Genomic DNA, 26994 nt, shown 5'->3' on the forward strand with positions numbered 1-26994 from the left:
GTCTTAATTCACATTACAAAGATAAAAATATGTTTTATAACATACAAATATTTTTGCGATTATTTTTTCGTTTATTATAGCATTTTGTCAAAGAACTGTTTGTTTAGTCGCTTTCGGTGGTTACTTATGAGCGATAGATAATATCAATGTGTACAGAAGACAGGACGAAAAAATATACTTCAAACGAAGCAAAAAGAAATATTTTAACATTCTCAGCCCAATCATAGCGGATAATCCTCGAAAGCATAGAGGGCGGTCGAAAGATACCGTTCGCCGGTGTCGGGCAATAGTACAACAATGTTTTTGCCGTTATACTCCGGCATCTTTGCCAATTCAGCAGCTGCATAGACGGCTGCTCCCGATGATATGCCGACCAATAGCCCTTCGCAGCGCGCTAATTCGCGGCTGGTGCGGATGGCATCGTCGCCTTTCACTCGCACAACAGTATCTACCACAGCAGCATCGTAGTTCACCGGGACAAAACCTGCCCCTATGCCTTGAATCTTGTGTGGCCCAGCGTTTCCTCCCGACAATACAGGCGATTCTTTGGGCTCTACAGCTACGATTTTTACTTCCGGCTTATGCTTTTTCAGAAACTCGCCAACGCCGCTTATCGTGCCGCCTGTTCCTACCCCTGCCACGAATACATCCACATTTCCATCCATATCCCGCCAGATTTCTTCGGCTGTTATTTTTTTATGGATAGCCGGATTGGCCGGATTGGTGAACTGCTGCAATATGATAGCGTTCGGATTTGTTTTCTGCAACTCTTCGGCTTTGGCGATGGCACCTTTCATGCCTTCCGCTCCGGGCGTAAGCACGATATTCGCGCCCAATGCTTTGAGTAGGTTGCGGCGCTCGATGCTCATCGTTTCGGGCATTGTCAGCGTTAGTTTATATCCCTTCGATGCTGCTACCCAAGCCAGCCCGATGCCGGTGTTGCCGCTGGTAGGCTCTATGATTTCGGTGTCCTGATTCAATGCACCTTTTTTCTCCGCATCCTCTATCATGGCCGCGGCAATGCGGTCTTTGACGCTCGAGGCAGGGTTGAAATACTCTAATTTAGCTATTAAATGCGCTTGCACATGGTGCTTTTTCTGATAATTCGACAACTCCAACAGGGGTGTGTTGCCTATCAGGTCGGTCAGCTTGGTTGCTATTTTTGCCATAATAAATGAATCTTTAGTTAATTATACCTTTAATCCTATAAAACAAATATAGTGACATTTCGGTTGAATGGACTGTCCGATAAAATCATTTCTTTAGCCATTAGCAAAAACTTTACAAACTTTACATATTTGACGCACTACAGTGTTTTTTTATTTGTCATTTTTTTAGTAGTAGAGTTAAAGAGCGCAGGGAAACAACTCTTGCGGACTGCTTCCCTGTATAGATAAATTATTTGATATCTGCTAATTGATTCGCGCTAATCTTTTTTGCAACGGACGGAGAACAACCAACTGAAGCCCCATACTTGTCTTTGGACCAGTTGTTCACCACCATTATAAGTTATCCACCTATGGTATGCATGATTGCTCATAGACCAAACACTTGAAGTCCAGAATCCTCCTGTGTAGCGATAATTTGATATACCTCCTCTTGACCCATGTCCTACCATCAAAGCGTCGAAGCCTCCGCGTTTGGCTGTATAGCCACGGTTTTCTTTTGACCAATGGCCACCCGAATTATCAACATAGCAGGAGGAACGCATAGCATAGCCATGCCCCTTTTTGGAATCGGTAGAGCCTCTTCCACCTTTGAATGTATTCCAATCAGGAGATGTCGCATTCCATGTTGCAGGGGTAAACTCACTACTTCCACTATAGAAACTATACTTTTCGGGGTGGTTGTAAATTTCTTCTTCCAGTTCATTCCACTCCTTGTCGGAAGGGATATGCCAATCGGCAGGGCAAACGCCTTGTATATAGAAAGTAGGACCTTCCTTTACTTCTCCTTGACCTTGGTCCTCGACAACGGCATCCTGCACTCCTTTGGTGGCAGCCGAGTAAGTGTAGAGTAGCCCTTCCTGTTTAGTCCATGTTGCAGGAGGGTTGCCGTAAGTATTGCTTGAATTGCCCGAAGGATACAAATATGATTGTGCAGTTGCTGATTCGCCATTTACACTCACAGTAAATGAAGGATCTTCATATCGTACATTCTCTAAGAGCCAATCTCCTGCATTACCAAAATTGCGAGCTAAATATATTTCATTGTCCCGTGAATCCTTAACTTCATACACAGCCGAGTTGTTTCCTCCAATTTGCTGCCATTTGTCTCCATCCCAAACGTGCAAGCCAATATCTCCACCGGGGAGGCATTGATTCGTATTGTACACTAATAGGCCGACATGTTCATCAGCATTTGCTGCTGTCACGCCTGTGATATCGCCATTGGTGATGTCATCTATTTTTGTCAATTTCACCCGTGGCAAGCCCAGTCCTTTAGTTGTATTAGCCCCTTCGGTGAGGTCGAGTAGTGCTCCCTTGTTGGGTGCTTGGTCGCTTCCAATAGTTACCTGTCCATGCAGGCTGATCGTTGTCAATGAAAAGGCTAATATAATCATAGCCTGTGTCAAGATTGTTCTTTTCATAAAAAAAAATGATTAGTAAATATGATAATGAGATAATGTACTGATATATAGCTTTTAGCCGTTGATTGATAGCTGTTAGCTTTATTGTCATCCCGGGTGGACACGAGGGATCTCTTGTCATCAGGGTGTAGGGGCAGACCTATGTGTCTGCCCGATATATCGGTTTGCGGGCGCACACGCAGGTGCGCCCCTACAGAAGTTCTATTGTTAACTGTTGACTGATAACTGCTGACTGAAAGACAGCCCCTCGCTCCCCCTCTTTTGGAGGGGGCTGGGGGGAGGTAGGTACGGCTGTCGCAGCCGGGAATACCCCTGATATTAACACAAGCATATTTTTTAGTAAACGAGTTACAAGTTACAAGTGACGAGTAGGGGCAAAGCCATGCAGCAGTTCGTAAGTTATCTCTTGTAACTCGTAACTGTGCGAANTGGAGGGGGCTGGGGGGAGGTAGGTACGGCTGTCGCAGCCGGAAATACCCCTGACATTAACACAAGCATATTTTTTAGTAGACGAGTGACAAGTGACAAGTGACGAGTAGGGGCAAAGCCATGCAGCAGTTCGTAAGTTATCTCTTGTAACTCGTAACTGTGCGAAGCACGAAGTAACTGCCCGTAGGGCGAAGTAACTTTTTTTTCTAAAATTCTTATCTGAAAACTTGGATAAATCCCAAGAAAACGTTATATTACGTGTGTGTGTGTGTGTGTGTGTGTGCTCATTATCTCACCAATGAACATATTGATAAGGCAGAAGTTAAGTAAAAAAATGGTCTGTTTTTCTTGCATGTTGAAATTACTTACGATTACAAAGAAAAGGCCTTTTTGCGAGAAATACAACCTATTTAGCATGTTTTTCTAAAATAAAAAGCACCCTCCAAAGAGGATGCTTTTACTATCTAAACTAAATAAGTCCTTTTTATTCTACAGGCACACCGTAGTTGTCACCAGCTTCGAGCACTTGTCCGGCATTGTTGATTTCGAGGAACGAAGTACCTCCGCCTTTCGCGAAGCTTCCGCTCAGGTAAGCTACCATATCTTCTTTCTTGATATGTCCGCTCTTTGTCAATCTGTCCAATGCTTTCAGGAAATATGCTTTGTGCTTGTTGGTTGTGTAACCAGTAAACTCTTGATATTCGGCAGCGATACCGTAGCATACCGATAGTTGGCGTGCAACTTCTTCTTTGCTACAGATAGCATATACAGGGCTCTTGCTGCGGAATGCCGCCAATGTGCGCGCTGTGCGGCCTGTTACGCTGTCGGTGATGATAGCAGTAACGCCCAATTGGCTACAAGACTTAACCGCTTGTTTAGCAAGGAATGAAGTTGTATCATATTCGCTGTCTTTGAAAGGAACAGGAATCACGTTTTCCAACAATTTAGAAACCTCAGCCGCTTTAGCTACCTGAGCCATTGTGCGAACAGCTTCGACAGGATATTTACCATAAGCAGTTTCACCACTCAACATCACAGCATCAGTACCGTAGTAAACCGCATTTGCGATATCGGCAACCTCGGCGCGTGTAGGGCGTGGATTTTCGATCATGGTGTGCAACATTTGTGTAGCAACGATAACCGGTTTTTTGTATTCAACAGCCTTACGGATAAGCAAACGTTGGATTCCCGGGATATTTTCCTGTGGAACTTCGATACCCAGGTCACCACGGGCAACCATCACGCCGTAAGCGTATTCGTATATTTCGTCGATGTTATCAACACCTTCTTGGTTTTCGATTTTAGCGATAATCTTGATGTCGCTGTTGTGCTCGTCCAATATCTTCTGCACATCCAACACGTCGCCTTTGTGACGTACGAATGAGTGAGCGATAAAGTCAGCGCCATATTTGATAGCGATTTCGATAGAACGTTTATCCTTTTCGGTGATAGAAGGCAAATTCACGCTTACTCCCGGGATATTTACGCTCTTGCGGCTACCGATAGTACCATCGTTTTGCACTTCGCAAAGCAGGTAGTCAGCTGTTTTCTCAACAACTTTCAATGCCGTTTCGCCATCGTCGATAAGCAATACATACCCTACCGGAACATCGGCAACGATGCTCGGATACGAAACAGATACCTGTTCAGGTGTAGATAGCACGTTGATGTCGCCGATTACTTTCAGCTTATCACCGATTTTCACCTGAATCTTGTTTCCGTCAGCAGTTGCAGTCGTACGGATTTCAGGGCCTTTGGTATCCATGATGATACCGATATTTTTAGACACTGCACGCACATTGTTGATGACTTTCACAAAGCCTTCTTCTGTCATATGTGCAGAGTTCATTCTCACCACGTTAATTCCTTCTTCATACAACGACTTGATGAAGTCAACTTCGCAACGCATGTCTGAAATCGTAGCTACGATTTTCGTTTTTTTCTGAATCATAAATGTAATCTTAGTTTAATTGTATGTATCTAAATTTCTTTTATTTATCAACTGTTTTGTTTAGCAGATAGTCTACCGCCAAACGGTACGAATCGAGCCCGAAGCCTGCAATCGATCCCACACAGGCAGGAGCGATAAGCGATTGGTGGCGGAACTCTTCGCGGGAGTGTATATTCGATATATGAACTTCAACCACCGGCGTAGCTATCGCTTTGATTGCATCCAATATCGCTATTGAAGTATGCGTATAAGCTCCGGCATTGAGGACGATGCCATCATAATCGAATCCTGTTTCGTGCAATTTATCGATAATATCCCCTTCGTGATTGGATTGGAAATAGGATAGTTCACCTAAGGGGAACATCTCTTGTAGCCGGACAAAATAATCGCCGAAAGATGAATGCCCATAAACAGCCGGCTCCCTTTTTCCGAGCAGGTTCAGGTTTGGTCCGTTTATAACCATTATCTTCATTTCAGTCAATTAATTTACGGTAAGATATGTTTTGTTATCTAATTTAGGACTTCAAAGGTACTATTTTTTTTGTTGTAAGCGAAAAGTTCAGAGACAATTAATGTAAAAAATCTCCCTTATCCCAGAGATAATAAAGCCCGGACGATATCCGCTTTCAAATCACCGACATCCTCCAATCCTACCGACAGACGTAACAAACTGTCTTCTATACCCATAACTGCTTTCATCTCGGGCGAAAACGTGCCGTAGATAGTCGATTCGGGGTGGATGATCAATGACTTGTTGTCGAACAGGTTTGTTGCCCTGCGGATAACCTGCAACTCGTCGATGAATCTATAGCAAGCGGCTTTAGATTCGAGGTTGAATGTCAGCATTGCTCCCGGATTACCCGTGACAAACTTATCCGACAAAGCCTTATAAGGCGAACTGTCCAACTTGGTATAATTCACTTTCGTAACCCGCGATTGCTGCCCGAGGAAAGACGCCAGTTCGTAAGCTGATTGCGAAGCCTGCTCGAACCGCAGCTTCAATGTCTCCATCCCCAACGCTTGCAACGATGCCGCTTCGGGGTCTATGGCTGCACCCATGTTGCGGGTGATTTCGCGTTTCAGTTTGAAGGAAAAGGCAGACATGCCGGCCGTAGGTTTGACTTTACCTAATCGCCTGTGTGCCGACCAGTCGAATGTGCCGTAATCAAGGATAGCCCCTCCGATAGAGGTTGCTCCTCCCGAAACGTATTTAGTGGTAGAAACGACTTCTATATCGACGCCCCATTTCGCGGCATCGAATCCGCACCAAGGGATAACGGTCGTGTCTACAACGACAGGGATGCGGCGGATATGCATTATCTTCGCGATAGCTTCTAAATCGGCGATTTCCATATGCGGGTTGGTTATCAATTCGCAGAAGAAAGCGCACGTATTATCGTCTGTGGCAGCTGCTACCGCTTCCGGATTGTTGGTGTCGACAAACCTTGTTTCGACGCCAAATTCGGCTAACGTGAACTTGAGAAAGGAAAACGTGTTGCCGAAAAGGTGAGGTGAGGTGACGATATTTGCCCCGGCCGAAGCCAGACACATAAAGGTGTTGGTTATCGCAGCCATACCCGAGGCCAACGCCTGCACCTGTTGCGCTCCCGAAGCTGTTTTTATCTTTTGTTCCAGATTCTCGACAGTGGGATTGGTAATGCGGGTATAGGTGTGCGAAGGCGAATCCTCCTGATACTGAAAGGCTGCGGCAATACTCTCGGCGCTCGGGAATTCGAATGCCGCGTTTCGGTATACGGGCATGCCGATAGCTCCGTGTACATCGGGTTTCGCAAAACGGTTGTTGATGATGCGGGTATCGAATCCTTCTTCGTTGTATCCTTCTTGTGACATAGCGTATAAAATGAGGGTTAAAGGTATTGATATTTAAGAATATTGATAAGTTTTTTTTGATAAAAGAAGTCAAAACCCTCTTATTTGTTTTCCTACTATGTAGAAAATGATTATCTTCGGACTTTGTTCTCTATATTAAGTTAATAATCTTTATCAAACCTTTTTTTGACGAACAAAATATTGTAGAACATGTTATAGACACAAAGCTTAGAACTATAAATATATAACGACATGGGTAAATTTGAAATTACAAAAAGAAAGAATGGCGAATTTCAGTTCAATCTGAAAGCATCTAATGGACAAGTAATCCTTTCCAGCGAAGGCTATACAGCTAAGGATTCATGTATCAACGGAGTGAACTCGGTAAAGAGAAATGCTACGGATGATGCTAGATATGACCGTAAAGTTTCTAGTAACGGAAAGCCGTATTTTAACTTGAAAGCGTCTAACGGGCAAATAATAGGAACGAGCGAAATGTATGAAAGCGAATCGTCTCGCGAAAAAGGTATCGAGTCTGTGAAGAAGAACGCGCCTACGGCTGATGTGGTTGAAAACCTGAAATAAGACTTCTCTACCTGATAAGAAAAAGTGAAAGAGGTTATCCATTCGGATAACCTCTTTCTGTTTGCGTTCTTCTTTAATTTCCTTTCTATTCTATTATAATTACTTTCTTTCCAGAAGGTATCGTTCTACCTCGATAGCTGCCTGACAACCCGTTCCGGCTGCTGTAATAGCTTGACGGTAAACAGGGTCGGCTACGTCTCCTGCGGCAAAAACCCCTTCGATATTTGTCTTGGGAGTTCCCGGGATAGTTTTGATGTAACCTACCTCGTCCAATTCGAGTTGCTCGCTGAATACACCTGTGTTAGGTTGGTGACCGATAGCGAGGAAAAAGCCATCGATAGCGATGTCGAATTTTTCTTCATCCGCTTCACCCTGACGTCTTACCAGATGCGCCCCTTCTACACCATTTTCGCCGAACAGCCCGAGCGTATTGCACTCGAACAGCACTTCTATCTTCTCATTTGTCATTACGCGGTCTTGCATCACCTTAGAGGCGCGCAGAAACGGCTTGCGTACAATCATATATACTTTGCTTGCCAGATTGGCCAGATAAATAGCCTCTTCGCAGGCAGTATCGCCGCCACCTACTACAGCCACCACCTTTTTGCGGTAGAAGAATCCGTCGCATGTTGCGCACGCCGATACACCCATTCCGGCATATTTTGTTTCGTCAGGAAGTCCCAGATATTTAGCGCTTGCACCTGTCGATATGATGACAGTATCGGCTTCTACGACCTTTTCGCCGTCTATTGTTATTCTCTTGGGCGTCGATTTCAGATCGGCAGCCGTAACCGTTCCTGTGCGGATGTCCGCACCAAAGCGGGTTGCCTGTTTTTTCAGGTTTTCCATCAACTCTGTTCCCGTAACGCCATCGGGATAACCCGGGAAGTTTTCGATGTCGGTCGTTGTAGTCAATTGCCCTCCGGGCTGAATACCTTCGTATAATACGGGGTTCAGATTAGCACGGGATGCATAAATGGCTGCAGTGTAACCGGCAGGTCCAGAGCCTATTATCAGGCAGCATACTTTTTCGTTCATAACAATATTCCTGTTTTTATTTATAAAACTTAATGCGGTACAAAATTACATCCGATTCGGGTTCAATCAAAGAAAAAGCAGTAGTTATTTTCTATCTCGCATAATCTTCGTCTATATCAGCGCAAATCGACGATTTCGGCATCGGGATAAGCTGCTTCATCAAATGAGAATGTATTATCCGGCAAGCTGACTCCCGATTGAATTTTGCTGATTATCAGTGTGTTCTCGTATCCCGAAGTGTCGTAAACGACAATCTTGGAGAACAAATTGGTAGCCTTGTTGACTTGTACGATTATCTTCTGCAAATTGTCATTTTTGGCAAGCGGCGTCATTTCCACTTCGAGAACCGATGCGCCCCGCTCGGTCTTTTGTCCTTTATATATCAGATTAAACCCTGTCTTATAGATGCTGAAAATAGACGACGGGCTTAGTCCCTGCAATTCCTCCCCTGTAGGCTCGGTGATGTTGACCTCGTCGGTTCCTTTCACATACACCCACTGTGTTTTGCCATCGTACCAGGTGGTCATTTCGGGTATGTCGAGGCAGAATCTGTCCCCTTTCATCTTGATAGTACCATCCGAACTGTAGACATTGCCCGATGCGGTATCTTTCATGTCTAACGTGAAGCTCGCGGTGATGCCGCCTACCTTGCTATAAGTGGCCGACGCATTGTCGAGGATGGTGCGGGCGCTTTGTGCGTATGCTCCCGTGAGGGATGCAAGGACAAATATAAATAGTAGTTTTAATCTCATCAGGTTTGTAGTTTTCGGTTTATGATAATAAAAAGTCGAAATTGTCATTGCTGGTAAGTTCCAGCGTTTGTTTAGCATGGTGGAAAATGCGTGCAGGGCGGTTTCCTATCAGTTTCATTGTCCGTCCCTCCACCTGCAACATGGTTGCTTCGCGCAGTCCTACCACATATACATCCCTGTTTTCGGCTATAAATTCGGCAATGCGCATCTCGCGTGTTTCTCCTCCGTGATTGCTTGGATGATCGTCGAGATAGTGCGGATTTATCTGGAACGGAACAAGGTTTAACGTATCGAACGATGTAGGATCAATAATAGGCATATCGTTAGTAGTGCGCAGCGTAGGGCATGCCAGGTTCGAACCGGCGCTCCATCCCACATAAGGCACTCCGGCTAACACCCTTTCGCGTATTACCTTCATCAGCTTATTGTCGTGCACCATCCGTACGAGCTTCCATGTATTTCCTCCGCCTACTACTATTGCTTCGGCCTCTTGTATCGCCTGAACGGGATCGTCGTAATGATGGATGCTTGTCACGCGATGGTTGATATCTTCGAAGCGTTCGTTCACTTTCCGCTCGTATTCGTCGTACGAAAAAGTAACGGCAGCATAGGGTATAAATACGATTTTAAGCGGTTTTTCACCTAAAAAATCCTTGATATTATTTTTCGGGTAATCCAGATAAGCCTCTCCCGGATTGGTAGAGTTGCTGATAAGAAGTAAACGTTTCACCATAAATATATCTTTTGTTTATTATATAGACTTTATAAATCTCTTTTGGTTTAAAAACCGGCCTCGGTTCTCCCCCCCTGAAAAGCCACAAATGTGTCACTTTTTTGTTACCTTATTGTTACTTTTGTGGGTTCTTATTATGTTTATTATGAGTTGATTAATGTGAAAAAAGTATATAAAAACTTTGCGTTTTTTTATGCAGTTACTTTTTTATTATTTAACCACGAAGAACACGAAGATCCTACACCAAGTTCACCAAGCTTTTAAAAGAACACTTTTTCGCCAAAAGTAACACAAGTATACTTATTCCCGGTGTTTTTCCCGGGTTACTTTCCCTTGTAACTTGTAACTGTGCGAAGCACGAAGTAACTCGTAACTAAACATTGATAAACTTACAACAAAAATAGTGACAATTACTTATACCTCCTAAAGAAACCGGCTTTTATCACGAGATAAATTGCAGGTATTGCTCCTTGGCCTTGTCGATAAGTTTTTGATTGACCTTTGCCTGACTGTCGAAGAAAGACGTTTCGATAGCTGTTTTCCCTTTCGCTTTTACTTTCTTCCAGTTGCCTACAATCTTGCCGTTGTGCATAATGACCGGATAGAATATTCCGAAATTTGTAAAAGCCTTCGGATGATGCTCCAATTTTAATGCGGCCGTCCGGTCTTTATAACTGATCAGATATTCATCGTAAGAAGGAAGCAAATGCAAACTGCCGTCGCGGGATAATTCGCGGGCACAGGACTCGTGTATATAGTACTCCTGATTATTGTATTTTTCGGTTATCAGTTTGTCTTCCATCAACTTTGTTGCGAGTTTGGCTTCCGTAATCGATAGCCCCGACCACCAGATAAAATCCGTTATCGTTGCCGGAGAATGGCTCTGGAAGTATTTGGTCGCTAATTTAGCCAAAGCCTCCTCTTTCGTGATTTGGGGGGTGGGTGGTACGCGCTCCTCGAGCAAGGCGTAAGTGTGCTTCTTGTTCTTTTCGCCGCCGCTGCAAACGATACCTTCTGCTTCCCCTGCAGTCAATATGCGGAAGGTGAAACGATCGTCTGCCTCGACGCCTGCTTTCACAAACTCTTGGGCTACCTCCTCTTTGCTCAGGCTTTTCCCTTCGAGTATCTTTTCCAGCATACGGTGATATTTCGGGTAAAAATCCTGCGTTTTGCCTCTCTCTTTCCACCACGAATCTATACCGGCTATGATGCGTTTACCCGATAGCATCACCATCCAGCGTATATCTTCGGCGGCAACATAGTGCCATGTGGGGCGCAGGATATGTGTGCGAATGATTTCGCCTTTCTCTAATGCCCGGTTGATATCTTCGATACGCGCAGAGGGGCAGCGGATGCCGACAGCCCATTTAGCCATATTATATTCCTGCGCCTGTATGGCTCCCATCCAGCTGACAACATCTTTAGGCGTCGTAAAGCGGGGTTGGGCTAATTGCTGGTTTAGTCGGCGGATTTTGGTTATCATATTGATGTTTTTTTCTTAGATATAGGTGTAAAGATAATTATTCATGTGAATCAGCAGTTCAAGAATGTTCTATTATTTGTGTTTTCGTTGCATTGCAATAAGACGTGCATTAGTTCCGCTGTTGGGGTACCCGTCCGGTGCAGGCAGCGCAGAATGAAATTCCAGAATGCGAAGCATTCCTTATTTCATTCAGTTGACAAACCGGATTGACGGGTCAACAAGGAACGAAGCAATGGCCTTTTGGTTCGTTTTGGGCAATGCCAAAATGAACGAAGGCAAGCTTCTGAAAGAAGCGCGGCAGTATAAAACAACAGCTATGCCAATCTGTCAGAAATTCCTGTTTGGCAAATTCTTTGGAAGAATTGAACGGAATGTCGTGATAAATTGTTTAACTAAAAGACGTAAAATAAAACTTTAAATATATGAACTTCAATAATTTTACTATTAAGTCTCAGGAGGCTTTGCAGAAAGCTATTGAGATAACACGCGAAAAAGGACAGCAATCTATCGAGCCGGCTCACATCCTGATGGGGGTGATAATGACCGGCGAGAATGTTGTTAATTTCCTTTTTCAGAAGCTGGGAGCGAATCCTTCTTACTTGACCGGTTTGCTCGGCAAGGAGTTGGATGCTTACCCCAAAGTTTCGGGCGGAGAGCCTTATTTGAGCCGCGAGAGTAATCAGGATTTGGAAAAAGCGATAGATTATTCCAAAAAGATGGGCGACCAGTATGTTTCGCTCGAGCACCTGTTATTGGCTATCCTTGCCGGAAAGAGTTCGGCTGCACGCATGCTGAAAGATGCGGGCGTGTCGGAAAAGGAGTTGCAAGCCGCTATAAACGAGTTGCGTAAAGGAAATAAGGTCGATAGCCAGTCGGCGGAAGATACTTATCAATCCCTCGAGAAATATGCTATCAACCTGACACAACGGGCACGCGACGGCAAACTCGACCCCGTTATCGGGCGCGACGAGGAAATTCGCCGTGTGCTGCAGATTCTTAGCCGCCGGACAAAAAACAATCCTATCCTGATAGGTGAGCCCGGTACGGGTAAGACGGCTATTGCCGAAGGGCTGGCGCACCGCATCGTTCGCGGAGACGTTCCCGAAAACCTGCGCAGCAAGCAGATTTATTCGCTCGATATGGGTGCATTGGTTGCTGGAGCAAAATATAAAGGCGAATTTGAAGAACGCCTGAAATCCGTTGTCAACGAAGTGACCAAGTCCGAAGGGGAAATCATCCTCTTCATCGATGAGATTCATACCCTTGTCGGTGCGGGAAAAGGCGAAGGCGCGATGGATGCCGCCAATATCCTCAAGCCTGCTTTGGCTCGCGGCGAATTACGCTCGATAGGAGCGACCACATTGGATGAATACCAGAAATACTTCGAAAAAGATAAAGCCCTCGAACGCCGTTTCCAGATTGTGATAGTAGACGAGCCGAGCGAAACGGACGCTATATCCATCCTTCGCGGGTTGAAGGAGAAATACGAAAACCACCACAAGGTCCGCATCTTGGACGAAGCTATTGTGGCGGCCGTGCAACTTTCGTCGCGCTACATTACCGACCGTTTTTTGCCGGATAAGGCTATCGACCTGATGGACGAGGCGGCTGCCAAATTGCGTATGGAAGTCGATTCCGTCCCTGAGGAACTGGACGAAAAGAGCCGCCGTATTGCGCAATTGGAGATAGAACGCGAAGCTATCAAACGCGAAAAGAATAAGGCGAAAGAAGAAGAGCTTTCGAAGCAGATAAGCGACCTCAAAGAAGAGGAAAAAGCGTTGAAAGCCAAATGGCAATCCGAGAAAGAGGTTGTCAATAAGATACAGCAAAACAAGATAGAAATAGAAGATGCCAAATTTCAGGCGGACAAAGCCGAACGCGAAGGCGATTACGGAAAGGTAGCCGAAATCCGTTACGGAAAAATCAAGGCATTGGAGGAAGATATAGAGAAGCTGCAAAAGCAACTTCGCGAGATGCAGGAAAGTTCGGCTATGATAAAAGAGGAAGTCGACGCCGTAGACATTGCCGATGTGGTGTCGCGTTGGACGGGTATTCCTGTGAATAAAATGCTGCAAAGCGAGAAAGATAAACTCCTGAACCTCGAAGCCGAATTGCATAAACGTGTAATCGGGCAGGATGAGGCTATCGAAGCCATATCGAATGCTATCCGCCGGAGCCGTGCAGGCTTGCAAGACCCGAAACGCCCTATCGGTTCGTTCATCTTCTTAGGAACGACAGGAGTAGGTAAAACCGAACTGGCAAAGGCGCTCGCCGAATTCCTCTTCGATGACGAGAATATGATGACGCGTATCGATATGAGCGAGTATCAGGAGAAATTTGCTGCTACCCGCCTGATTGGTGCGCCTCCGGGATATGTGGGATATGACGAGGGCGGCCAGCTGACGGAGGCTATCCGCCGCAAGCCGTATTCGGTTGTCCTGTTCGACGAAATCGAAAAGGCGCATCCTGATGTATTCAATATCCTGTTGCAGGTATTGGATGACGGGCGTTTGACGGACAACAAGGGTAGGGTAGTCAACTTCAAGAATACGATTATTATTATGACCTCCAATATGGGTTCGAATGTTATCCGCGAGAATTTCTCGTTGATGACGAAGGAAAACCACGACGAGGTTGTCGAAAAAACAAAAACAGAGGTGTTGGATATGCTGAAAACAACTATCCGCCCCGAATTCCTGAACCGTATCGACGAAATAATCATGTTCGAACCTTTGACCGAAACGGACATCGAGCAGGTTGTACGCATTCAGTTGAACGGTGTTGTCAAAATCTTGAAATCGAATGGGGTACAGCTCGAATTCTCCGACGAAGCCGTGAAGCTGATAGCCGAATTGGGCTACGATCCCGAGTTCGGGGCACGTCCTGTGAAACGCGTTATACAGCGTACGGTCTTGGATACTCTTTCTAAGCAGCTATTGGCGGGAACGGTCGACAAGTCGTCGCCGATTGTCGTCGGGGTGAAGGATGGAGGTCTGGATTTTAAGAATTAATATAGGTTATTGTAGATATAGATTGTCTTGATATTCAAGACAATCTATATTAGAGCCACATATTATTAATTACTCAATAAAATAGGATCAATTATCTTTGTGTCTTTTAGACGACATTGATACTTTCTTCCTTCTTTTGAGTCAAAATAGTTAATTATTGCTGTATATTTTTTGTTAAATAGCTCTTGAGGATTAGACATCTTGTCAATAAGATATTCTTTTTTGAAAATTTCAACAGCAATGGAATCATTACCTTGATTTTTTCGGAGAGCATCTATGACGACTTTACATTCTCCTTCTATTATTCGGAACCCACTCTTTTCTTGAGCAGAAAGAGTATTACAACAAACAATAATAGCTAATAAAAAGATATTTTTATATATGGTTTTCATCTTCAATAATAATTTAATTCAATTTAAGCATGATCGATCGTTGCCTATTTTACAAAAATAGAATCCTTCCGTCTCAAATTGCATACGGAAGGAAAAAAGTGAATTTTGATTATTGATTTTTCTTTTCGGCAGGCTTTGCTTTTTCTGCATCTATGGCTGTTTCGTTGGGTATATTGCTGATGCCCAGTCCTGAGTTTGGAGTGTCTTTGGCAAGTTCTTCCGGAGTAATAACGTTGTTACCGACTATTTTTATCTTCTTTAGGGTTCCGTAAAATGGACGATATTCTTGCTCGGCTTCCTGCATAATAATATGGAGCCGTGTTGTGTCGCAGATAACGATATTTTGTGTTACAAAGCCGATATTGGAGAATTGCAGGGAATCGCCGGATTCGGCTTCGATACAAAATTCGCCAATGTCATCTACAACAGCTGTCTTTTCTGTGCGGAGATTGGTGACGGTTGCCCCCGTAAATGGCTCGCCAATGTCATCTTTCATTGTTCCGGTCACTTCAAATGTTTGTGCATTTGTTAGTATGGGTATGATGATTGACAGGAATAAAATGACTCTTTTCATAATATATAATATGACATGGACAGCAAATCTAACTCTTTTTCAGCGAAAATGAATATATCTTGCCCTGAAATAATTGCACAAAAAAAGCGGCCTTTCGACCGCTTCAACCAATCAATCTTATATGTCTAATAAAAAGGATTCATTGCTGAATAGCCTAATCTTTGAACCCTATCTTTGCGTGCGTTCCGTCGCAAAACGGTTTATTCTTCGATGCCCCACAGCGACACAAAAACGGATTTTCCCGTTCTTTTTTACTTCCGTCGGCTAATGTTAATTCGACTTTGCCCTCTACTTTGAGTGGCCCGTTCGGCAGAACGGTGATTTTTAATAAGCTTTCTTTTTCCATAATTGTAATAGTTTTTTGTTGACCTTTGTTTAGTAAACATGTAAGCGGGCAAGAGAGTTCACTTTTTCACTTTTAGTAAGGATTGCCTTGCATTTTCCTTTATGTTTTGCAAACTCTGTCTTACAATTTCGTATATTTGTACATCCAAAATCAAAGCTCTGATAATTTCGACACGGGGCTTTTGCGAATAACTTATAATACAACAAAATACAAATGGACTTACTTAAACAAATTATTGAGCGGGCTAAATCGGACAGGCAACGTATTGTCTTGCCCGAAGGCACCGAAGAGAGAACCCTGAAAGCTGCCGATCAGCTGATTGGCGACGGAGTTGCCGATATTATACTCATAGGCAGTCCTGCCGAAATTCGTGCCAAAGCGGCTAACTTTAAATTGACCCATCTCGACAAGGCAGAAATTGTCGATCCGGCTACTTACAGCAAAAAAGATGTATATACCAACCTGCTTTTCGAACTGCGCAAGGCAAAAGGTATGACCATCGAGCAAGCCGCTACATTGGCTTCCGATCCGTTATACATTGCATGTTTGATGATAAAGAACGGCGACGCCGACGGCGAAATAGCCGGAGCACAAAATACCACGGGCGACGTATTGCGTCCTGCCCTGCAAATTATTAAAACAGCGCCGGGAATCAGCGTAGTATCGGGTGCATTCCTGATGTTTACGCAGGCGAAAGAATATGGCAAAGACGGCTTGCTACTTTTTGCCGATTGCGCCGTGACACCCAACCCTACGGCATCGCAGTTGGGCGAAATAGCCGTGGCAACAGCCAATACGGCACGTGCCCTCGTCGGCGAAGAGCCGCGCGTGGCTATGCTTAGCTTCTCGACCAAAGGAAGTGCTAAACACGAAATGGTAGACAAAGTAGTGGAAGCGACCAAAGTAGCGCAGCAACTGGACCCGACATTGAGTGTCGATGGCGAATTGCAGGCCGATGCTGCCCTCGTAGCTTCGATAGCATCCAGCAAAGCGCCGGGTAGCCCCGTAGCCGGAAAGGCCAACGTGCTCATTTTCCCTACGCTCGAAGTAGGCAATATTGCCTACAAACTCGTTCAACGCCTCGGAGGCGCCGAAGCGGTAGGCCCTATCCTGCAAGGGATGGCCGCACCGGTACACGACCTCTCGCGCGGATGCTCGGTAAGTGATATATACAACCTGGTTGCCATTGCCGCCAATCAGGCTCAGGCAGCAAAAAAAGCAAAATAAATAAGATAATAACTATACTATGGCAGAAATAAAAGAGCCCATTGGAGGCTATGGGTTTAGCAAGCAAAATACGAAGAGCCGCTTGTTCTCCAAAATCGGCGTTGTCGGTTGCGGACGCGACGGGCGCAATATCGTAAGCGTGACGGCGCTCTCGGGCATGGAAGTTACCTTTGTCGAAGTGTCGAAGGAAAAGATAGAGGAAGCGTTGAAAGACATCGAACAGGGACTCGATACCAAAATCGAGAACTGGGGTTTGACCGAATCGGAGAAACGTGCTACTATGGGACGCATCAAAGGGACGTTGGACTATTCCGATTTGCGCGACTGCGACTTCGTTATCGAATGTATCCGTTACGAAGCGAATGGAGAGCGTAGTACACAGCTCCGCAAAGAAGTGTTTCACAACCTCGAGAAAGTGCTCTCTCCCGATGCCATCATCGCAACCAATGCCACGACGGTTATCATCAGCGAACTGGCAGCGGAACTGAAGTATAAGGAGCGCTGCGTGAGCCTGCATTTTCCTGTTGCACATACCGATGCCCGCCTGTTGGAGGTTGTTCGCAGCACTTTTACGGCAGACAGTGTGTTGGAAAAGATATACCTTTTTGCCAAGCTGATAAAATACACTCCTGTGGAAGTGCACGAAAGCAGCGGTATGGTAAGCATGCGCCTGCTGATTATCATGCTGAACGAATCGTGCCAGATGTGGCTCGAGAATGTTGCCCGCATGGAAGACATCGACAAGGAGTTCAAAATCATATACGGACAGCGCTACGGTATCTTCGAGATGGCTGATATTGTAGGGATAGAGAAAATCGTTATGCTGATGGAAGACATGTTCCATGATTACGGAGACAAGCGCTACAAAGCGTCTCCTATCTTATGGAGGTTGTACCGTTCGAAACAATACGGAAAATCTACAGGTAGAGGATTCTACATCTACAATGAGCAAGGTAAGAAAATCAGTCCAAACAAATTAGATTAAGAAAACGATGAAGATATTAGTATTGAATTGCGGTAGCTCCTCTATCAAATACAAGCTTTTCGACATGGCTTCGAAAGAAGTGTTGGCGCAGGGAGGTATCGAAAAAATAGGGCTGAAAGGCTCATTCCTTAAATTCCCGCTCCCGAACGGCGACAAAGTCGTGCTGGAAGGCGAAATACTGGAGCACCAGACAGGTATCGACTATATATTAGGTGTATTGGTCAGCGAAAAATACGGCTGCATCAAATCGCTCGACGAGATAGATGCCGTAGGGCATCGCGTAGTGCACGGCGGCGAAAAATTCAACGGCAGTGTATTCATCACCGACGAGATGATAAAGGAAATGGAAGCTTGTATCGAACTCGCTCCGTTGCATAATCCGCCCAATCTTGCCGGTATCTATGCTGTGAAAGAGTTGATGGGCGACGTTCCGCAGGTCGGCGTATTCGATACGGCCTTCCATCAGACCATGCCGCCTAAAGCTTATATGTACGGATTACCATACTCGCTGTATGAGAAATATGCTATCCGTCGCTACGGTTTCCACGGGACGAGCCACCGCTATGTATCGCGCCGTGCAGCCGAAATACTCGGCGTGCCGTACGAAGAGCAACGGATTATCTCGTGCCACTTGGGCAACGGAGGATCGTTGGCAGCCATAAAAGACGGAAAATCTATCGACACGTCGATGGGTATGACTCCTGTCGAAGGCTTGCTGATGGGTACCCGTTCGGGAGACGTCGACGCAGGTGCTATACCTTTTATTATGGAGAAAGAAAATATCGGTACGCAGGCTATCAATACGCTGATAAACAAGCATAGCGGTATGCTCGGTGTATCGGGCGTTTCGTCCGATATGCGCGAGGTGCAGGCGGCTATGCGCGCAGGCAACGAGCGGGCACAATTAGCATTCGATATGTTCGAATACCGTATCAAGAAATATGTAGGCTCTTACGCTGCTGCCCTCGGAGGGGTGGATATACTTGTCTTCACGGGCGGTATCGGCGAGAACCATGCTATTTCGCGCGAGATTGTTTGTGCCGATATGGAATTTATGGGTATCAAGCTCGACGACGCCAAAAATAATGCCGCTATCGGCGAAGAGGGTGTTATCAGTGCCGACGATGCCCGCGTGAAGGTCTTGGTTGTCCCTACGGACGAAGAATATATGATTGCTTCCGATACGATGGAAATCGTCGGACATCAGTAATCCAACTACAAGAAAATAGCAGAGGCGATGAGGGTATATCTTCATCGCCTTTCTTATTGCTATAAGATGTATAAAAAAGGAGAAGATACCTTGCTTATTCTAAAGCGGATACCTTCCCTTTCGTTTTGCTATGTGTAAGTGTTGGTAATTTTTATCTTGGAGGCCCACCTCTGTGTCCGCCCGGGCCAAAGCCGCCCTGCGGTTGCATATCTCCCATTTTGGCTCCTCCTTTAAATATTTGGAAGCGATATACCAGATTAATCATTACGTAACTGTTGATGGTATTGTACCGCGTACTTTGCGTATAGTTCTGGTTAGATGTCCAGCTGACATTGCTTCGGTCCTGAAGGATATCATACATTTTGACACGGATGGTTGCATTTTTGGCTTTCAGGAAATCTTTGGCAATAGATGCATTCCAAAGCCATTCTTTCTTATCGAAGCCATCATTATATCCCGAATTGTCCGAGTAAGTCAGGTCGCTGTCGATATGGAAATTGTAAGGCAGGTGCAACGTGAAGTCGGCATAACCGCCATAATCCCATACATTGCGGTTGTTATTCGATACATTATTCTTCACCTTATTATAACTCATATTTCCGCGCACGGTGAAATCGAATAAATCGGACGTGAAACGCAATCCTGCATTTTCCTGTATACGATAGTTGTTGGCCGTATTTTTCAACGCGTCTACGCCCTGTCCCGGGCTGACGAAGCTATTCGTGCGCGAGTAGCTGGCAAAAGTCATGGTGTTGAACGAAAATTTGCGGTTGCGCAGCGGGGTATTGTAGATAACCCGTGCATTGGCACTCATATTTCCGTCAACGTTTTTGTACGTAGCCACTTCAAGGGGAGTGCCGTTTTTCTCTTCCCAGATAGTAGTGCTCACAATATCTTTCATCTTGTATGTTAAGCGGGCAAATATCATAAAGGCAGAACCTTGCTCCGGGTTGAAGTTCTGATAGCGGATATGCAGTCTGTTTTCGAACGAAGGGCGAAGATTCGGATTACCTATTTCTATCTTATTACCATTGTCGGAATATATCCCGTCGAATAACTGGCGCGTCGAAGGTTGGCTCGCCGAACCATAATAGTCGATGCGCAGGTTTTTACGTTTGCTCCACATATAGTTGAAGCGTGCACGTGGCGCAAAGAAGGTTGTATTGATCGGTTTATAAGATGTTTTACCCGAAACAGGATCGGTGGTGGTGGTCTTGGTACGGTTCGGTTCTAATCCCAGCCCGATGGTGTAATTGAATTTTTCGCGCATACTCTGGAAGCTGAGTGTTACATTGTGCCGCGTAAAATCATTCTCTATGCGCCTCGATACGCTATCCACGCGCATACCGTAATTATCCAACAGGTCGTTGGAATATACATTTTTGTCTGCGTCGGAATAATTATTTCGTGCCGTATATTGCAATTCAAGGAAGTTGTTTCTGCCCAAAGGTTCCACGTACGATACCGATGCCCGCCAGTTGTAGCTTTTGTCGTCCTGTACCGATTTCTGGTCGATAGGAAGTGGCGGTATCGAATCCGGGCGCAGATCGGCAAAGTGGTAAATATTGTCCGAGTAGTTGTAAGCATCACTGTTCGTTTCGCTGTATCCTCCTGCCACACGGAAAGTAATCGTTCGTCCCGAATTACTCAATCTTCGGCTGAGCATCAGGTCGCCTCGTGTATTCCAGCCATCCGCATCCGAGTAGTAAGCAGTTGTATCCTCAGTGTAGCTCAGGTCGGATTTTCCACTGGCATAATAAGTTTCACCTTTTTCATATTGCCGGTTTTTGTTTTTGTTGTATTGGAAACTCGGACGGAAAACAATTTGTGTGAGTGTGTCGGGTTTCCATTCGAAGCGGAAATTTGTCCCGAAACTTTGGCTCTTATTATTTCCTTTTGCCAAAGAGGTCATCCGTTCGCGCATGTCATTAGTTCCGTAATCCCGTTCCATATCCGATGTTACGTCATTGTCTATCGAGTTGAAACGCACGTCTCCGCTGACTTTCAATTTATCTTTTACTTCGGTGGCAAAGTTTACGCCTATATTATTTGTTGTCGCTACCCCGTTATTGCTGCCGAAAGTCAGTCCTCGCGGAGGCCCTCCCTGTCGCATGCTGGAGGCAAAGTCGGTGGCTCCGGCGTTGTTGGTGTTGTTTAATCCTCCCAAAACGGTTAGTTGTGTGCTGTTTCGCATATAGTTGACCATTCCGTTTCCTTCGTAGCGTCCGCGCGAGCCATATCCTCCAAGGAAATTCCCGAATAATCCTTCTTTCATTCCCGGCTTCACGGTCAGGTTGATAACCGTTTCCTCTTCGCCGTCGTCGAATCCTGTCAACTGTGCCATATCCGACTTTTTGTCGAGCACTTGCAGTTTCTCAACCATTTTCGCCGGAAGATTCTTCGATGCAACTTTCGGGTCGTCGGAGAAGAACTCTTTCCCGTCAACCAGAATTTTCGATATTTCTTTTCCGTTGATAGTGATTTTTCCATCCGAATCGACTTCCGCACCCGGGATTTTCTTTATCAAATCCTCCACTACAGCGCTTTCCTGCGTCTTATACGAATCGGCGTTGTATTCTACCGTATCGCCTTTCACCAGAATTTCCACCGCTTTGGCGGTTACAACAGCCTCCTGTAACAGGATGCTACTTTCTGATAGGTATACCTGGCCTATGTTTCCGTTGTTCTGTCGCGGACTGACATTGAAATACTGACTGTCGAAACCCATAAAAGATAGTTCGACAATATACCTTTTGCCCGGAATGGTTAGTGAAAAGTTTCCTTTTTCATCGGTCACGGTTCCTGTTACGTACGAGCTGTCGCGCGCGTTAAGGATACGTACGCTGGCCGATTCGATAATTTCTTTCGTCGTGTTATCCAACACGCTTCCCTTAATGGTAATATTCTGGCTGTTTTGGGCAAACAAACAACTCGTAATGAATAAAATAAAGAGGGTTAGAGAGGCTTTCTTCATTCTCATTAGTTAATTATAATTGCATACTTATGTGGTCAATAAGACTACAAAAAGATGAAAAGGTTTAATCGGGTTTGAATTTTTTATTAAAAAAGTTTTTTGTAGGAAGAGATGATGTTAAGTAAAGTGTGTTTTCTGGGTAAATGTTTGTTGCAGGTGGGTTAAAAATCGTATGACTTTTGCTTTTTTTAGTTCAAAAAAACTATGTGATTAAAGTTTAATTAGTTGATTTTCAGAACCCCTTTTTTATAAAAAACTATATCGACCTATTTCCTGCTTGAAAAATACTTTGTGTATGTATAAATTTGTAATTATTTTTTAATTTCTTAAACTTAACATTGAATTGAAACATTTATGAAAAAAGTAATTGTATTTATTATTTTATCATTTTTAGTATTATCGTGCTCAGAGCAAAATAGTAATAGCACACCACCTGAGAAAGTGAATGAAGGTTTAGTCCTTAAACAGGAAACCTCAGTACATGATTATAATGGTACAGGGGTGAATTTTCTTATAAAACCTCAAGAGAGGACAACAAAGTCTGCATCAGGAGAATTTACTTATTTAATAACAGCTTCGAGTGATTATAGCGATGATACTATGGATTTTAAATTAGTCCAACAGTTTGATAAAGATGGTAATTTCTCTGTAGAACATTATGTGGGAGATGATAAGATAGCAGTACTAAATTATACAGAAGAGGGGCGGCTATACAAAATGGATATGGAGGAAAATATTTCTCCAAAGGCTGCGGGTGGATTTTATGGCTGTGTGCAAGGAGAGTATAACAAAATGATGAAGCAAATAGAGAGTGACTGGCTTAATGATATAACATGTTCAGCTATTGGCTTTGCTTGTGAGGCTATGGTTGGTTTTTCCGCAGTTTTTATTTGTGTTGAACGAGCAAACGGTCATGAATTTCCACGAAATTAATTTTATATAGATTATGCCATACGATTTTCATTTAAGTTCAACTATATTCCTTATGCTTGGAACCCTTGTTGCGGTATATGTCATAGGATTAGTAGAGGCGATAAAGAGTTTCAGACAATATAAATATCATCTAGGATGGTTAGTGTTGGCATTTGGACTGCTGTTTTATCCGGTTTTTATATTTGCACTATATCCTGCGGCAGAATATAGCATATTAAAGAAGAGAAAGTCCGATGAACAAACGCTTCGTAAAGCTAAGCAGAAGCGCCTAAAAGGTATCTTGTTTGCACTCTGGTTTGTCTTTTCCTATACATTGATGTCGCTTTATTTTAAATATGTTGTAGGTATTGAATGGTCGGGAGAACTTGCCTTTGTATGTATCAATATTGTGACTGTTTTGCTTTTGTTGGGAGCGTTTATTTTATCATACAAAAACAACACTTCCAGTATAGAATAGTTTTAGGATATCTTTCTTTTGATTGGATGAATCTCTGCAGTAATTAATTGTAGAGATTTATTCTTTAAAAAATACATCAAAAATTTGCTTATCTCATTGATAATGCATACATTTGCAGCCCAAATAATGGGTTGAAACGACTTGTCGCGAAAGATAATCTTCTGATAATCTTAGTGATGGGTGGTTTTATCGCATTGTTCGGAATAAGAAAATTTAACAAAAAACTAACGTTCAAAAAAGAACAAAAGAATTAAAACAAGATGCCTACAATTCAACAATTAGTAAGAAAAGGACGTACTGTTTTGGTTGAAAAGAGCAAATCACGTGCTTTGGATGCGTGTCCGCAACGTCGCGGTGTTTGTATCCGTGTGTACACGACTACTCCTAAAAAACCTAACTCGGCTATGCGTAAAGTTGCCCGTGTGCGACTAACAAACACAAAAGAAGTGAATGCATATATTCCTGGAGAAGGACATAACTTGCAAGAGCACTCAATCGTGTTGGTACGCGGCGGTCGTGTAAAGGACCTTCCGGGAGTTCGTTACCATATCGTACGTGGAACATTGGATACAGCCGGTGTAAACGGCCGTACACAACGTCGCTCTAAATACGGAGCCAAACGTCCTAAACCGGGAGCTGCAGCAGCAGGAGCTAAGAAAAAATAATTTCGTAGCATTATCCCGATAACCGAATTTTTAGATTCAAAAGTTTAACAACGGTTTACGTTTATTGGATAGGCAAATACGGGTTGAGTAAACGGTTTCGGAGGAAACTTGTTGAAGACGACTAAAATTGGCAACCAAAAACAAAAACAAAATTTTAAAGTAAAAAATGAGAAAAGCAAAACCAAAGAAGAGACAGATCCTTCCGGATCCTGTTTTCGGTGATGTAAAGGTGACGAAATTCGTTAACCACTTAATGTATGATGGTAAAAAAACCACAGCATTTACGATTTTCTATTCAGCCCTTGAGACTGTGAAGTCGAAATTGGCGAATGAAGAAAAATCTGCATTAGAGATTTGGAAATCTGCATTAGATAATGTAACTCCTCAAGTGGAAGTGAAGTCACGCCGTGTAGGTGGAGCCACATTCCAAGTTCCTACGGAAATACGACCTGATAGAAAAGAATCCGTTTCGATGAAAAATCTTATCCTCTATGCTCGCAAAAGAGGTGGTAAAACGATGGCTGATAAATTGGCCGCTGAAATCGTAGACGCATTCAACAACCAGGGAGGAGCATTCAAACGTAAAGAAGATATGCACAAAATGGCAGAAGCTAACCGTGCATTCGCTCACTTCAGATTTTAATATACAACAAGTAAGAAGGAAGGAAAATAACAAATGGCTAAAGTTATTGATAACTTAAGAAACACGAGAAATATTGGTATCATGGCTCACATCGATGCCGGTAAAACTACTACATCGGAACGTATCCTCTTCTATACCGGTCTTACACACAAGATTGGCGAGGTGCACGATGGTGGGGCTACTATGGACTGGATGGAGCAAGAGCAAGAACGCGGTATCACGATTACATCGGCTGCTACTACTGCTCAATGGAAATATAATAACGAAATTTTCAAAATCAACTTGATCGATACTCCGGGACACGTTGACTTTACTGTAGAGGTAGAGCGTTCACTTCGTATCCTCGATGGAGCTATCGCTACATTCTGTGCCGTTGGTGGTGTTGAGCCTCAGTCGGAAACAGTTTGGCGTCAAGCTGATAAATATAATGTTCCACGTATTTGTTACGTGAACAAGATGGACCGTTCGGGAGCAAACTTCTTCGACGTAGTACGTCAGATCAAAGAAGTTCTCGGAGCAAACCCATGTCCTGTTCAGATTCCAATCGGAGCAGAAGAAAAATTCGCCGGAATCATCGACCTTGTGAAGATGAAAGCTATGTACTGGCACGACGAAACAATGGGTGCCGACTACGAGCTTGGCGACATCCCTGCTGAATGGTTAGCCGAAGCTGAAGAATGGCGCGAGAAAATGTTGGAAAAAATTGCTGAATGTGATGAAACATTGATGGAGAAATTCTTCGATGATCCTTCAACAATTACCGAAGACGAAATACTTGCAGCACTTCGCGTAGGTACATTAAGCATGCAAATCAACCCGATGCTTTGTGGTTCTTCGTTCAAGAATAAAGGTGTGCAACCACTTTTGGATGCAGTATGTAAATTCCTTCCAAGCCCGATAGATACATTAGCTATCGAAGGTACGGATCCACGTACTGACAAAGTAGTTGTTCGTCACCCAAGTCCGGACGAGCCGCTTTGTGCATTGGCATTTAAGATTGCAACCGACCCTTACGTAGGACGTCTTTGCTTCTTCCGTGTATATTCAGGAGAACTTCCTGCCGGATCATACGTGTACAATCCACGTTCTGACAAGAAAGAACGTATTTCGCGTTTGTTCCAGATGCACTCGAGCAAGCAAAACCCGAAAGATGTTATCGGTTGTGGTGACATAGGTGCCGGAGTAGGTTTCAAAGATATCCGTACAGGAGATACACTTTGTGACGAAAATCATCCGATTGTACTCGAGTCTATGGATTTCCCTGAACCGGTAATCGGTATCTCGGTTGAACCGCAAACTCAAAAAGATATGGACAAGTTGGCGAACGGTTTGGCTAAATTGGCCGAAGAAGATCCGACTTTCCGTGTACATACTGACGAAGAAACAGGTCAAACAGTTATCGAAGGTATGGGTGAGCTTCACTTGGAAATCATCATCGACCGCTTGAAACGTGAGTTCAAGGTTGAATGTAACCAAGGTCGTCCGCAGGTAGCTTATAAAGAGGCTATCACCGAGACTGTCGAGCTTCGCGAAGTTTACAAGAAACAAACCGGAGGTCGTGGTAAGTTTGCCGATATCATCGTTAAAGTTGGTCCTGCAGATCCTGATTTCGAAGGCGACTTGCAATTCGTTGACGAAGTAAAAGGTGGTAACGTTCCGAAAGAATTTATCCCTTCAGTTCAAAAAGGATTCGCGGTTGCCATGAAAAATGGTGTACTTGCCGGATATGCTTTGGATAAACTGAAAGTGGTATTAGTCGACGGATCGTATCACCCGGTTGACTCCGACCAGTTGTCATTTGAGCTTTGTGCCAAATTGGCATTCCGTAGTGCATCAGAGAAAGCGCGTCCAGTTCTTCTTGAACCAATCATGAAAATTGAAGTGGTAACTCCGGAAGAAAATATGGGAGACGTTATCTCTGACTTGAACAAACGTCGCGGACAAGTCGAAGGTATGGAATCGAGCCGCTCGGGAGCACGTATCGTGAAAGCGCAAGTGCCTTTGGCAGAAATGTTCGGTTATGTAACATCATTGCGTACAATTACTTCGGGTCGTGCAACGTCAGCAATGACATTCGACCACTACGAAGAAGTTTCTTCTTCGATAGCTAAGCAAGTGCTTACCGAGGTGAAAGGACGTGTAGAACTGATTAAATAAAAGAATAGGACGGTGGTTAGCGAATGACT

The 26994-nt window shown here is 44.3% G+C and carries 24 protein-coding genes; 11 read left to right on the forward strand and 13 right to left on the reverse strand.

Going from position 1 to position 26994, the window contains the following annotated elements; all coding sequences use genetic code 11:
• Window positions 1-221: 221 nt before the first annotated feature.
• The 5 genes from cysK to D0T66_RS12730 form a co-directional block, all read right to left on the reverse strand.
• Entirely contained in the window at window positions 222-1169 is a 948-nt protein-coding gene (cysK, locus tag D0T66_RS12710; protein ID WP_163357681.1) for a cysteine synthase A, read from the reverse strand.
• A gap of 257 nt (window positions 1170-1426) precedes the next feature.
• Entirely contained in the window at window positions 1427-2590 is a 1164-nt protein-coding gene (locus D0T66_RS12715) for an FISUMP domain-containing protein (RefSeq protein WP_163357682.1), read from the reverse strand.
• Between the two features lie 913 nt (window positions 2591-3503).
• Window positions 3504-4970, reverse strand: coding sequence for a pyruvate kinase (gene pyk / locus D0T66_RS12720; protein ID WP_163357683.1), 1467 nt, complete (start codon window positions 4968-4970; stop codon window positions 3504-3506).
• 40 nt (window positions 4971-5010) lie between these two features.
• Window positions 5011-5442, reverse strand: coding sequence for a type II 3-dehydroquinate dehydratase (gene aroQ / locus D0T66_RS12725; protein WP_163357684.1), 432 nt, complete (start codon window positions 5440-5442; stop codon window positions 5011-5013).
• A gap of 116 nt (window positions 5443-5558) precedes the next feature.
• The gene (locus D0T66_RS12730) at window positions 5559-6821 is read right to left on the reverse strand and encodes a PLP-dependent transferase (protein WP_163357685.1); all 1263 of its coding nucleotides are present in this window, start codon (window positions 6819-6821) and stop codon (window positions 5559-5561) included.
• A gap of 231 nt (window positions 6822-7052) precedes the next feature.
• On the opposite strand from D0T66_RS12730, the gene D0T66_RS12735 reads away from it, so the two are divergent.
• Window positions 7053-7385: a YegP family protein gene (locus D0T66_RS12735; protein WP_163357686.1), complete on the forward strand. Its 333-nt coding sequence runs from the start codon at window positions 7053-7055 to the stop codon at window positions 7383-7385.
• Window positions 7386-7484: 99 nt separating this feature from the next.
• On the opposite strand, the gene trxB is transcribed toward D0T66_RS12735, so the two are convergent.
• The 4 genes from trxB to D0T66_RS12755 all read right to left on the reverse strand — a co-directional run bounded on the left by trxB (window position 7485) and on the right by D0T66_RS12755 (window position 11391).
• A complete protein-coding gene (trxB, locus tag D0T66_RS12740; protein ID WP_163357687.1) occupies window positions 7485-8423 on the reverse strand; it encodes a thioredoxin-disulfide reductase in 939 nt (312 codons plus the stop codon).
• Window positions 8424-8539: 116 nt separating this feature from the next.
• On the reverse strand, window positions 8540-9175 hold the full coding sequence (locus tag D0T66_RS12745) for a LolA-like putative outer membrane lipoprotein chaperone (RefSeq protein ID WP_163357688.1): 636 nt from the start codon (window positions 9173-9175) through the stop codon (window positions 8540-8542).
• 19 nt (window positions 9176-9194) lie between these two features.
• Window positions 9195-9908: a dipeptidase PepE gene (gene pepE, locus D0T66_RS12750; RefSeq protein ID WP_163357689.1), complete on the reverse strand. Its 714-nt coding sequence runs from the start codon at window positions 9906-9908 to the stop codon at window positions 9195-9197.
• A gap of 442 nt (window positions 9909-10350) precedes the next feature.
• Window positions 10351-11391, reverse strand: coding sequence for a winged helix DNA-binding domain-containing protein (locus D0T66_RS12755; RefSeq protein WP_163357690.1), 1041 nt, complete (start codon window positions 11389-11391; stop codon window positions 10351-10353).
• A gap of 166 nt (window positions 11392-11557) precedes the next feature.
• Between D0T66_RS12755 and D0T66_RS12760 the strand changes: the two genes are divergently transcribed.
• On the forward strand, window positions 11558-11809 hold the full coding sequence (locus tag D0T66_RS12760; protein WP_163357691.1) for a hypothetical protein: 252 nt from the start codon (window positions 11558-11560) through the stop codon (window positions 11807-11809).
• A 4-nt stretch (window positions 11810-11813) separates the two neighbouring features.
• On the forward strand, window positions 11814-14402 hold the full coding sequence (clpB, locus tag D0T66_RS12765) for an ATP-dependent chaperone ClpB (protein WP_163357692.1): 2589 nt from the start codon (window positions 11814-11816) through the stop codon (window positions 14400-14402).
• 65 nt (window positions 14403-14467) lie between these two features.
• Here the strand turns inward: clpB and D0T66_RS12770 are convergent, their stop codons facing one another.
• The 3 genes from D0T66_RS12770 to D0T66_RS12780 form a co-directional block, all read right to left on the reverse strand.
• Complete coding sequence (locus D0T66_RS12770; protein WP_163357693.1) at window positions 14468-14794, reverse strand: hypothetical protein; 327 nt, start codon at window positions 14792-14794, stop codon at window positions 14468-14470.
• A gap of 109 nt (window positions 14795-14903) precedes the next feature.
• Window positions 14904-15368 (reverse strand): hypothetical protein, encoded by a 465-nt coding sequence (locus D0T66_RS12775; protein WP_163357694.1) that lies wholly within the window; start codon window positions 15366-15368, stop codon window positions 14904-14906.
• 154 nt (window positions 15369-15522) lie between these two features.
• Window positions 15523-15714, reverse strand: a complete 192-nt coding sequence (locus D0T66_RS12780; RefSeq protein WP_163357695.1) for a CDGSH iron-sulfur domain-containing protein — start codon at window positions 15712-15714, stop codon at window positions 15523-15525.
• A 213-nt stretch (window positions 15715-15927) separates the two neighbouring features.
• Between D0T66_RS12780 and pta the strand changes: the two genes are divergently transcribed.
• From pta to D0T66_RS12795, 3 genes are read left to right on the forward strand one after another with little or no spacing between them, the layout of a single operon-like run.
• Entirely contained in the window at window positions 15928-16941 is a 1014-nt protein-coding gene (gene pta, locus D0T66_RS12785) for a phosphate acetyltransferase (RefSeq protein WP_163357696.1), read from the forward strand.
• Window positions 16942-16960: 19 nt separating this feature from the next.
• Entirely contained in the window at window positions 16961-17926 is a 966-nt protein-coding gene (locus D0T66_RS12790) for a 3-hydroxyacyl-CoA dehydrogenase family protein (protein WP_163357697.1), read from the forward strand.
• A 7-nt stretch (window positions 17927-17933) separates the two neighbouring features.
• Complete coding sequence (locus D0T66_RS12795; RefSeq protein ID WP_163357698.1) at window positions 17934-19136, forward strand: acetate/propionate family kinase; 1203 nt, start codon at window positions 17934-17936, stop codon at window positions 19134-19136.
• A 151-nt stretch (window positions 19137-19287) separates the two neighbouring features.
• Here D0T66_RS12795 and D0T66_RS12800 read toward each other — a convergent pair whose 3' ends face one another.
• A complete protein-coding gene (locus D0T66_RS12800) occupies window positions 19288-22110 on the reverse strand; it encodes an outer membrane beta-barrel protein (protein ID WP_163357699.1) in 2823 nt (940 codons plus the stop codon).
• 354 nt (window positions 22111-22464) lie between these two features.
• Here D0T66_RS12800 and D0T66_RS12805 point away from each other — a divergent pair, with 354 nt between their 5' ends.
• From D0T66_RS12805 to fusA, 5 genes are all read left to right on the forward strand, one after another.
• Window positions 22465-23043 carry a hypothetical protein gene (locus D0T66_RS12805; RefSeq protein ID WP_163357700.1) on the forward strand — a complete coding sequence of 193 codons (579 nt, stop codon included), beginning with the start codon at window positions 22465-22467 and terminating at the stop codon, window positions 23041-23043.
• A gap of 13 nt (window positions 23044-23056) precedes the next feature.
• Window positions 23057-23500, forward strand: coding sequence for a hypothetical protein (locus D0T66_RS12810; protein ID WP_163357701.1), 444 nt, complete (start codon window positions 23057-23059; stop codon window positions 23498-23500).
• 260 nt (window positions 23501-23760) lie between these two features.
• Window positions 23761-24165, forward strand: coding sequence for a 30S ribosomal protein S12 (rpsL, locus tag D0T66_RS12815; protein WP_163357702.1), 405 nt, complete (start codon window positions 23761-23763; stop codon window positions 24163-24165).
• 166 nt (window positions 24166-24331) lie between these two features.
• Complete coding sequence (gene rpsG / locus D0T66_RS12820) at window positions 24332-24808, forward strand: 30S ribosomal protein S7 (protein WP_163357703.1); 477 nt, start codon at window positions 24332-24334, stop codon at window positions 24806-24808.
• A gap of 33 nt (window positions 24809-24841) precedes the next feature.
• Window positions 24842-26965 (forward strand): elongation factor G, encoded by a 2124-nt coding sequence (fusA, locus tag D0T66_RS12825; RefSeq protein WP_163357704.1) that lies wholly within the window; start codon window positions 24842-24844, stop codon window positions 26963-26965.
• Window positions 26966-26994: the final 29 nt, after the last annotated feature.

This window comes from Dysgonomonas sp. 25 (assembly GCF_010501075.1).
Classification (GTDB): Bacteria; Bacteroidota; Bacteroidia; order Bacteroidales; family Dysgonomonadaceae; genus Dysgonomonas.

Excerpts from the sequence above, each read along its gene's own strand:
- cysK (WP_163357681.1), bottom strand. The coding sequence starts at position 1,169 with ATGGCAAAAATAGCAACCAAGCTGACCGACCTGATAGGCAACACACCC.
- D0T66_RS12715 (WP_163357682.1), bottom strand. The coding sequence starts at position 2,590 with ATGAAAAGAACAATCTTGACACAGGCTATGATTATATTAGCCTTTTCA.
- pyk (WP_163357683.1), bottom strand. The coding sequence starts at position 4,970 with ATGATTCAGAAAAAAACGAAAATCGTAGCTACGATTTCAGACATGCGT.
- aroQ (WP_163357684.1), bottom strand. The coding sequence starts at position 5,442 with ATGAAGATAATGGTTATAAACGGACCAAACCTGAACCTGCTCGGAAAA.
- D0T66_RS12730 (WP_163357685.1), bottom strand. The coding sequence starts at position 6,821 with ATGTCACAAGAAGGATACAACGAAGAAGGATTCGATACCCGCATCATC.
- D0T66_RS12735 (WP_163357686.1), top strand. The coding sequence starts at position 7,053 with ATGGGTAAATTTGAAATTACAAAAAGAAAGAATGGCGAATTTCAGTTC.
- trxB (WP_163357687.1), bottom strand. The coding sequence starts at position 8,423 with ATGAACGAAAAAGTATGCTGCCTGATAATAGGCTCTGGACCTGCCGGT.
- D0T66_RS12745 (WP_163357688.1), bottom strand. The coding sequence starts at position 9,175 with ATGAGATTAAAACTACTATTTATATTTGTCCTTGCATCCCTCACGGGA.
- pepE (WP_163357689.1), bottom strand. The coding sequence starts at position 9,908 with ATGGTGAAACGTTTACTTCTTATCAGCAACTCTACCAATCCGGGAGAG.
- D0T66_RS12755 (WP_163357690.1), bottom strand. The coding sequence starts at position 11,391 with ATGATAACCAAAATCCGCCGACTAAACCAGCAATTAGCCCAACCCCGC.
- D0T66_RS12760 (WP_163357691.1), top strand. The coding sequence starts at position 11,558 with ATGCGAAGCATTCCTTATTTCATTCAGTTGACAAACCGGATTGACGGG.
- clpB (WP_163357692.1), top strand. The coding sequence starts at position 11,814 with ATGAACTTCAATAATTTTACTATTAAGTCTCAGGAGGCTTTGCAGAAA.
- D0T66_RS12770 (WP_163357693.1), bottom strand. The coding sequence starts at position 14,794 with ATGAAAACCATATATAAAAATATCTTTTTATTAGCTATTATTGTTTGT.
- D0T66_RS12775 (WP_163357694.1), bottom strand. The coding sequence starts at position 15,368 with ATGAAAAGAGTCATTTTATTCCTGTCAATCATCATACCCATACTAACA.
- D0T66_RS12780 (WP_163357695.1), bottom strand. The coding sequence starts at position 15,714 with ATGGAAAAAGAAAGCTTATTAAAAATCACCGTTCTGCCGAACGGGCCA.
- pta (WP_163357696.1), top strand. The coding sequence starts at position 15,928 with ATGGACTTACTTAAACAAATTATTGAGCGGGCTAAATCGGACAGGCAA.
- D0T66_RS12790 (WP_163357697.1), top strand. The coding sequence starts at position 16,961 with ATGGCAGAAATAAAAGAGCCCATTGGAGGCTATGGGTTTAGCAAGCAA.
- D0T66_RS12795 (WP_163357698.1), top strand. The coding sequence starts at position 17,934 with ATGAAGATATTAGTATTGAATTGCGGTAGCTCCTCTATCAAATACAAG.
- D0T66_RS12800 (WP_163357699.1), bottom strand. The coding sequence starts at position 22,110 with ATGAAGAAAGCCTCTCTAACCCTCTTTATTTTATTCATTACGAGTTGT.
- D0T66_RS12805 (WP_163357700.1), top strand. The coding sequence starts at position 22,465 with ATGAAAAAAGTAATTGTATTTATTATTTTATCATTTTTAGTATTATCG.
- D0T66_RS12810 (WP_163357701.1), top strand. The coding sequence starts at position 23,057 with ATGCCATACGATTTTCATTTAAGTTCAACTATATTCCTTATGCTTGGA.
- rpsL (WP_163357702.1), top strand. The coding sequence starts at position 23,761 with ATGCCTACAATTCAACAATTAGTAAGAAAAGGACGTACTGTTTTGGTT.
- rpsG (WP_163357703.1), top strand. The coding sequence starts at position 24,332 with ATGAGAAAAGCAAAACCAAAGAAGAGACAGATCCTTCCGGATCCTGTT.
- fusA (WP_163357704.1), top strand. The coding sequence starts at position 24,842 with ATGGCTAAAGTTATTGATAACTTAAGAAACACGAGAAATATTGGTATC.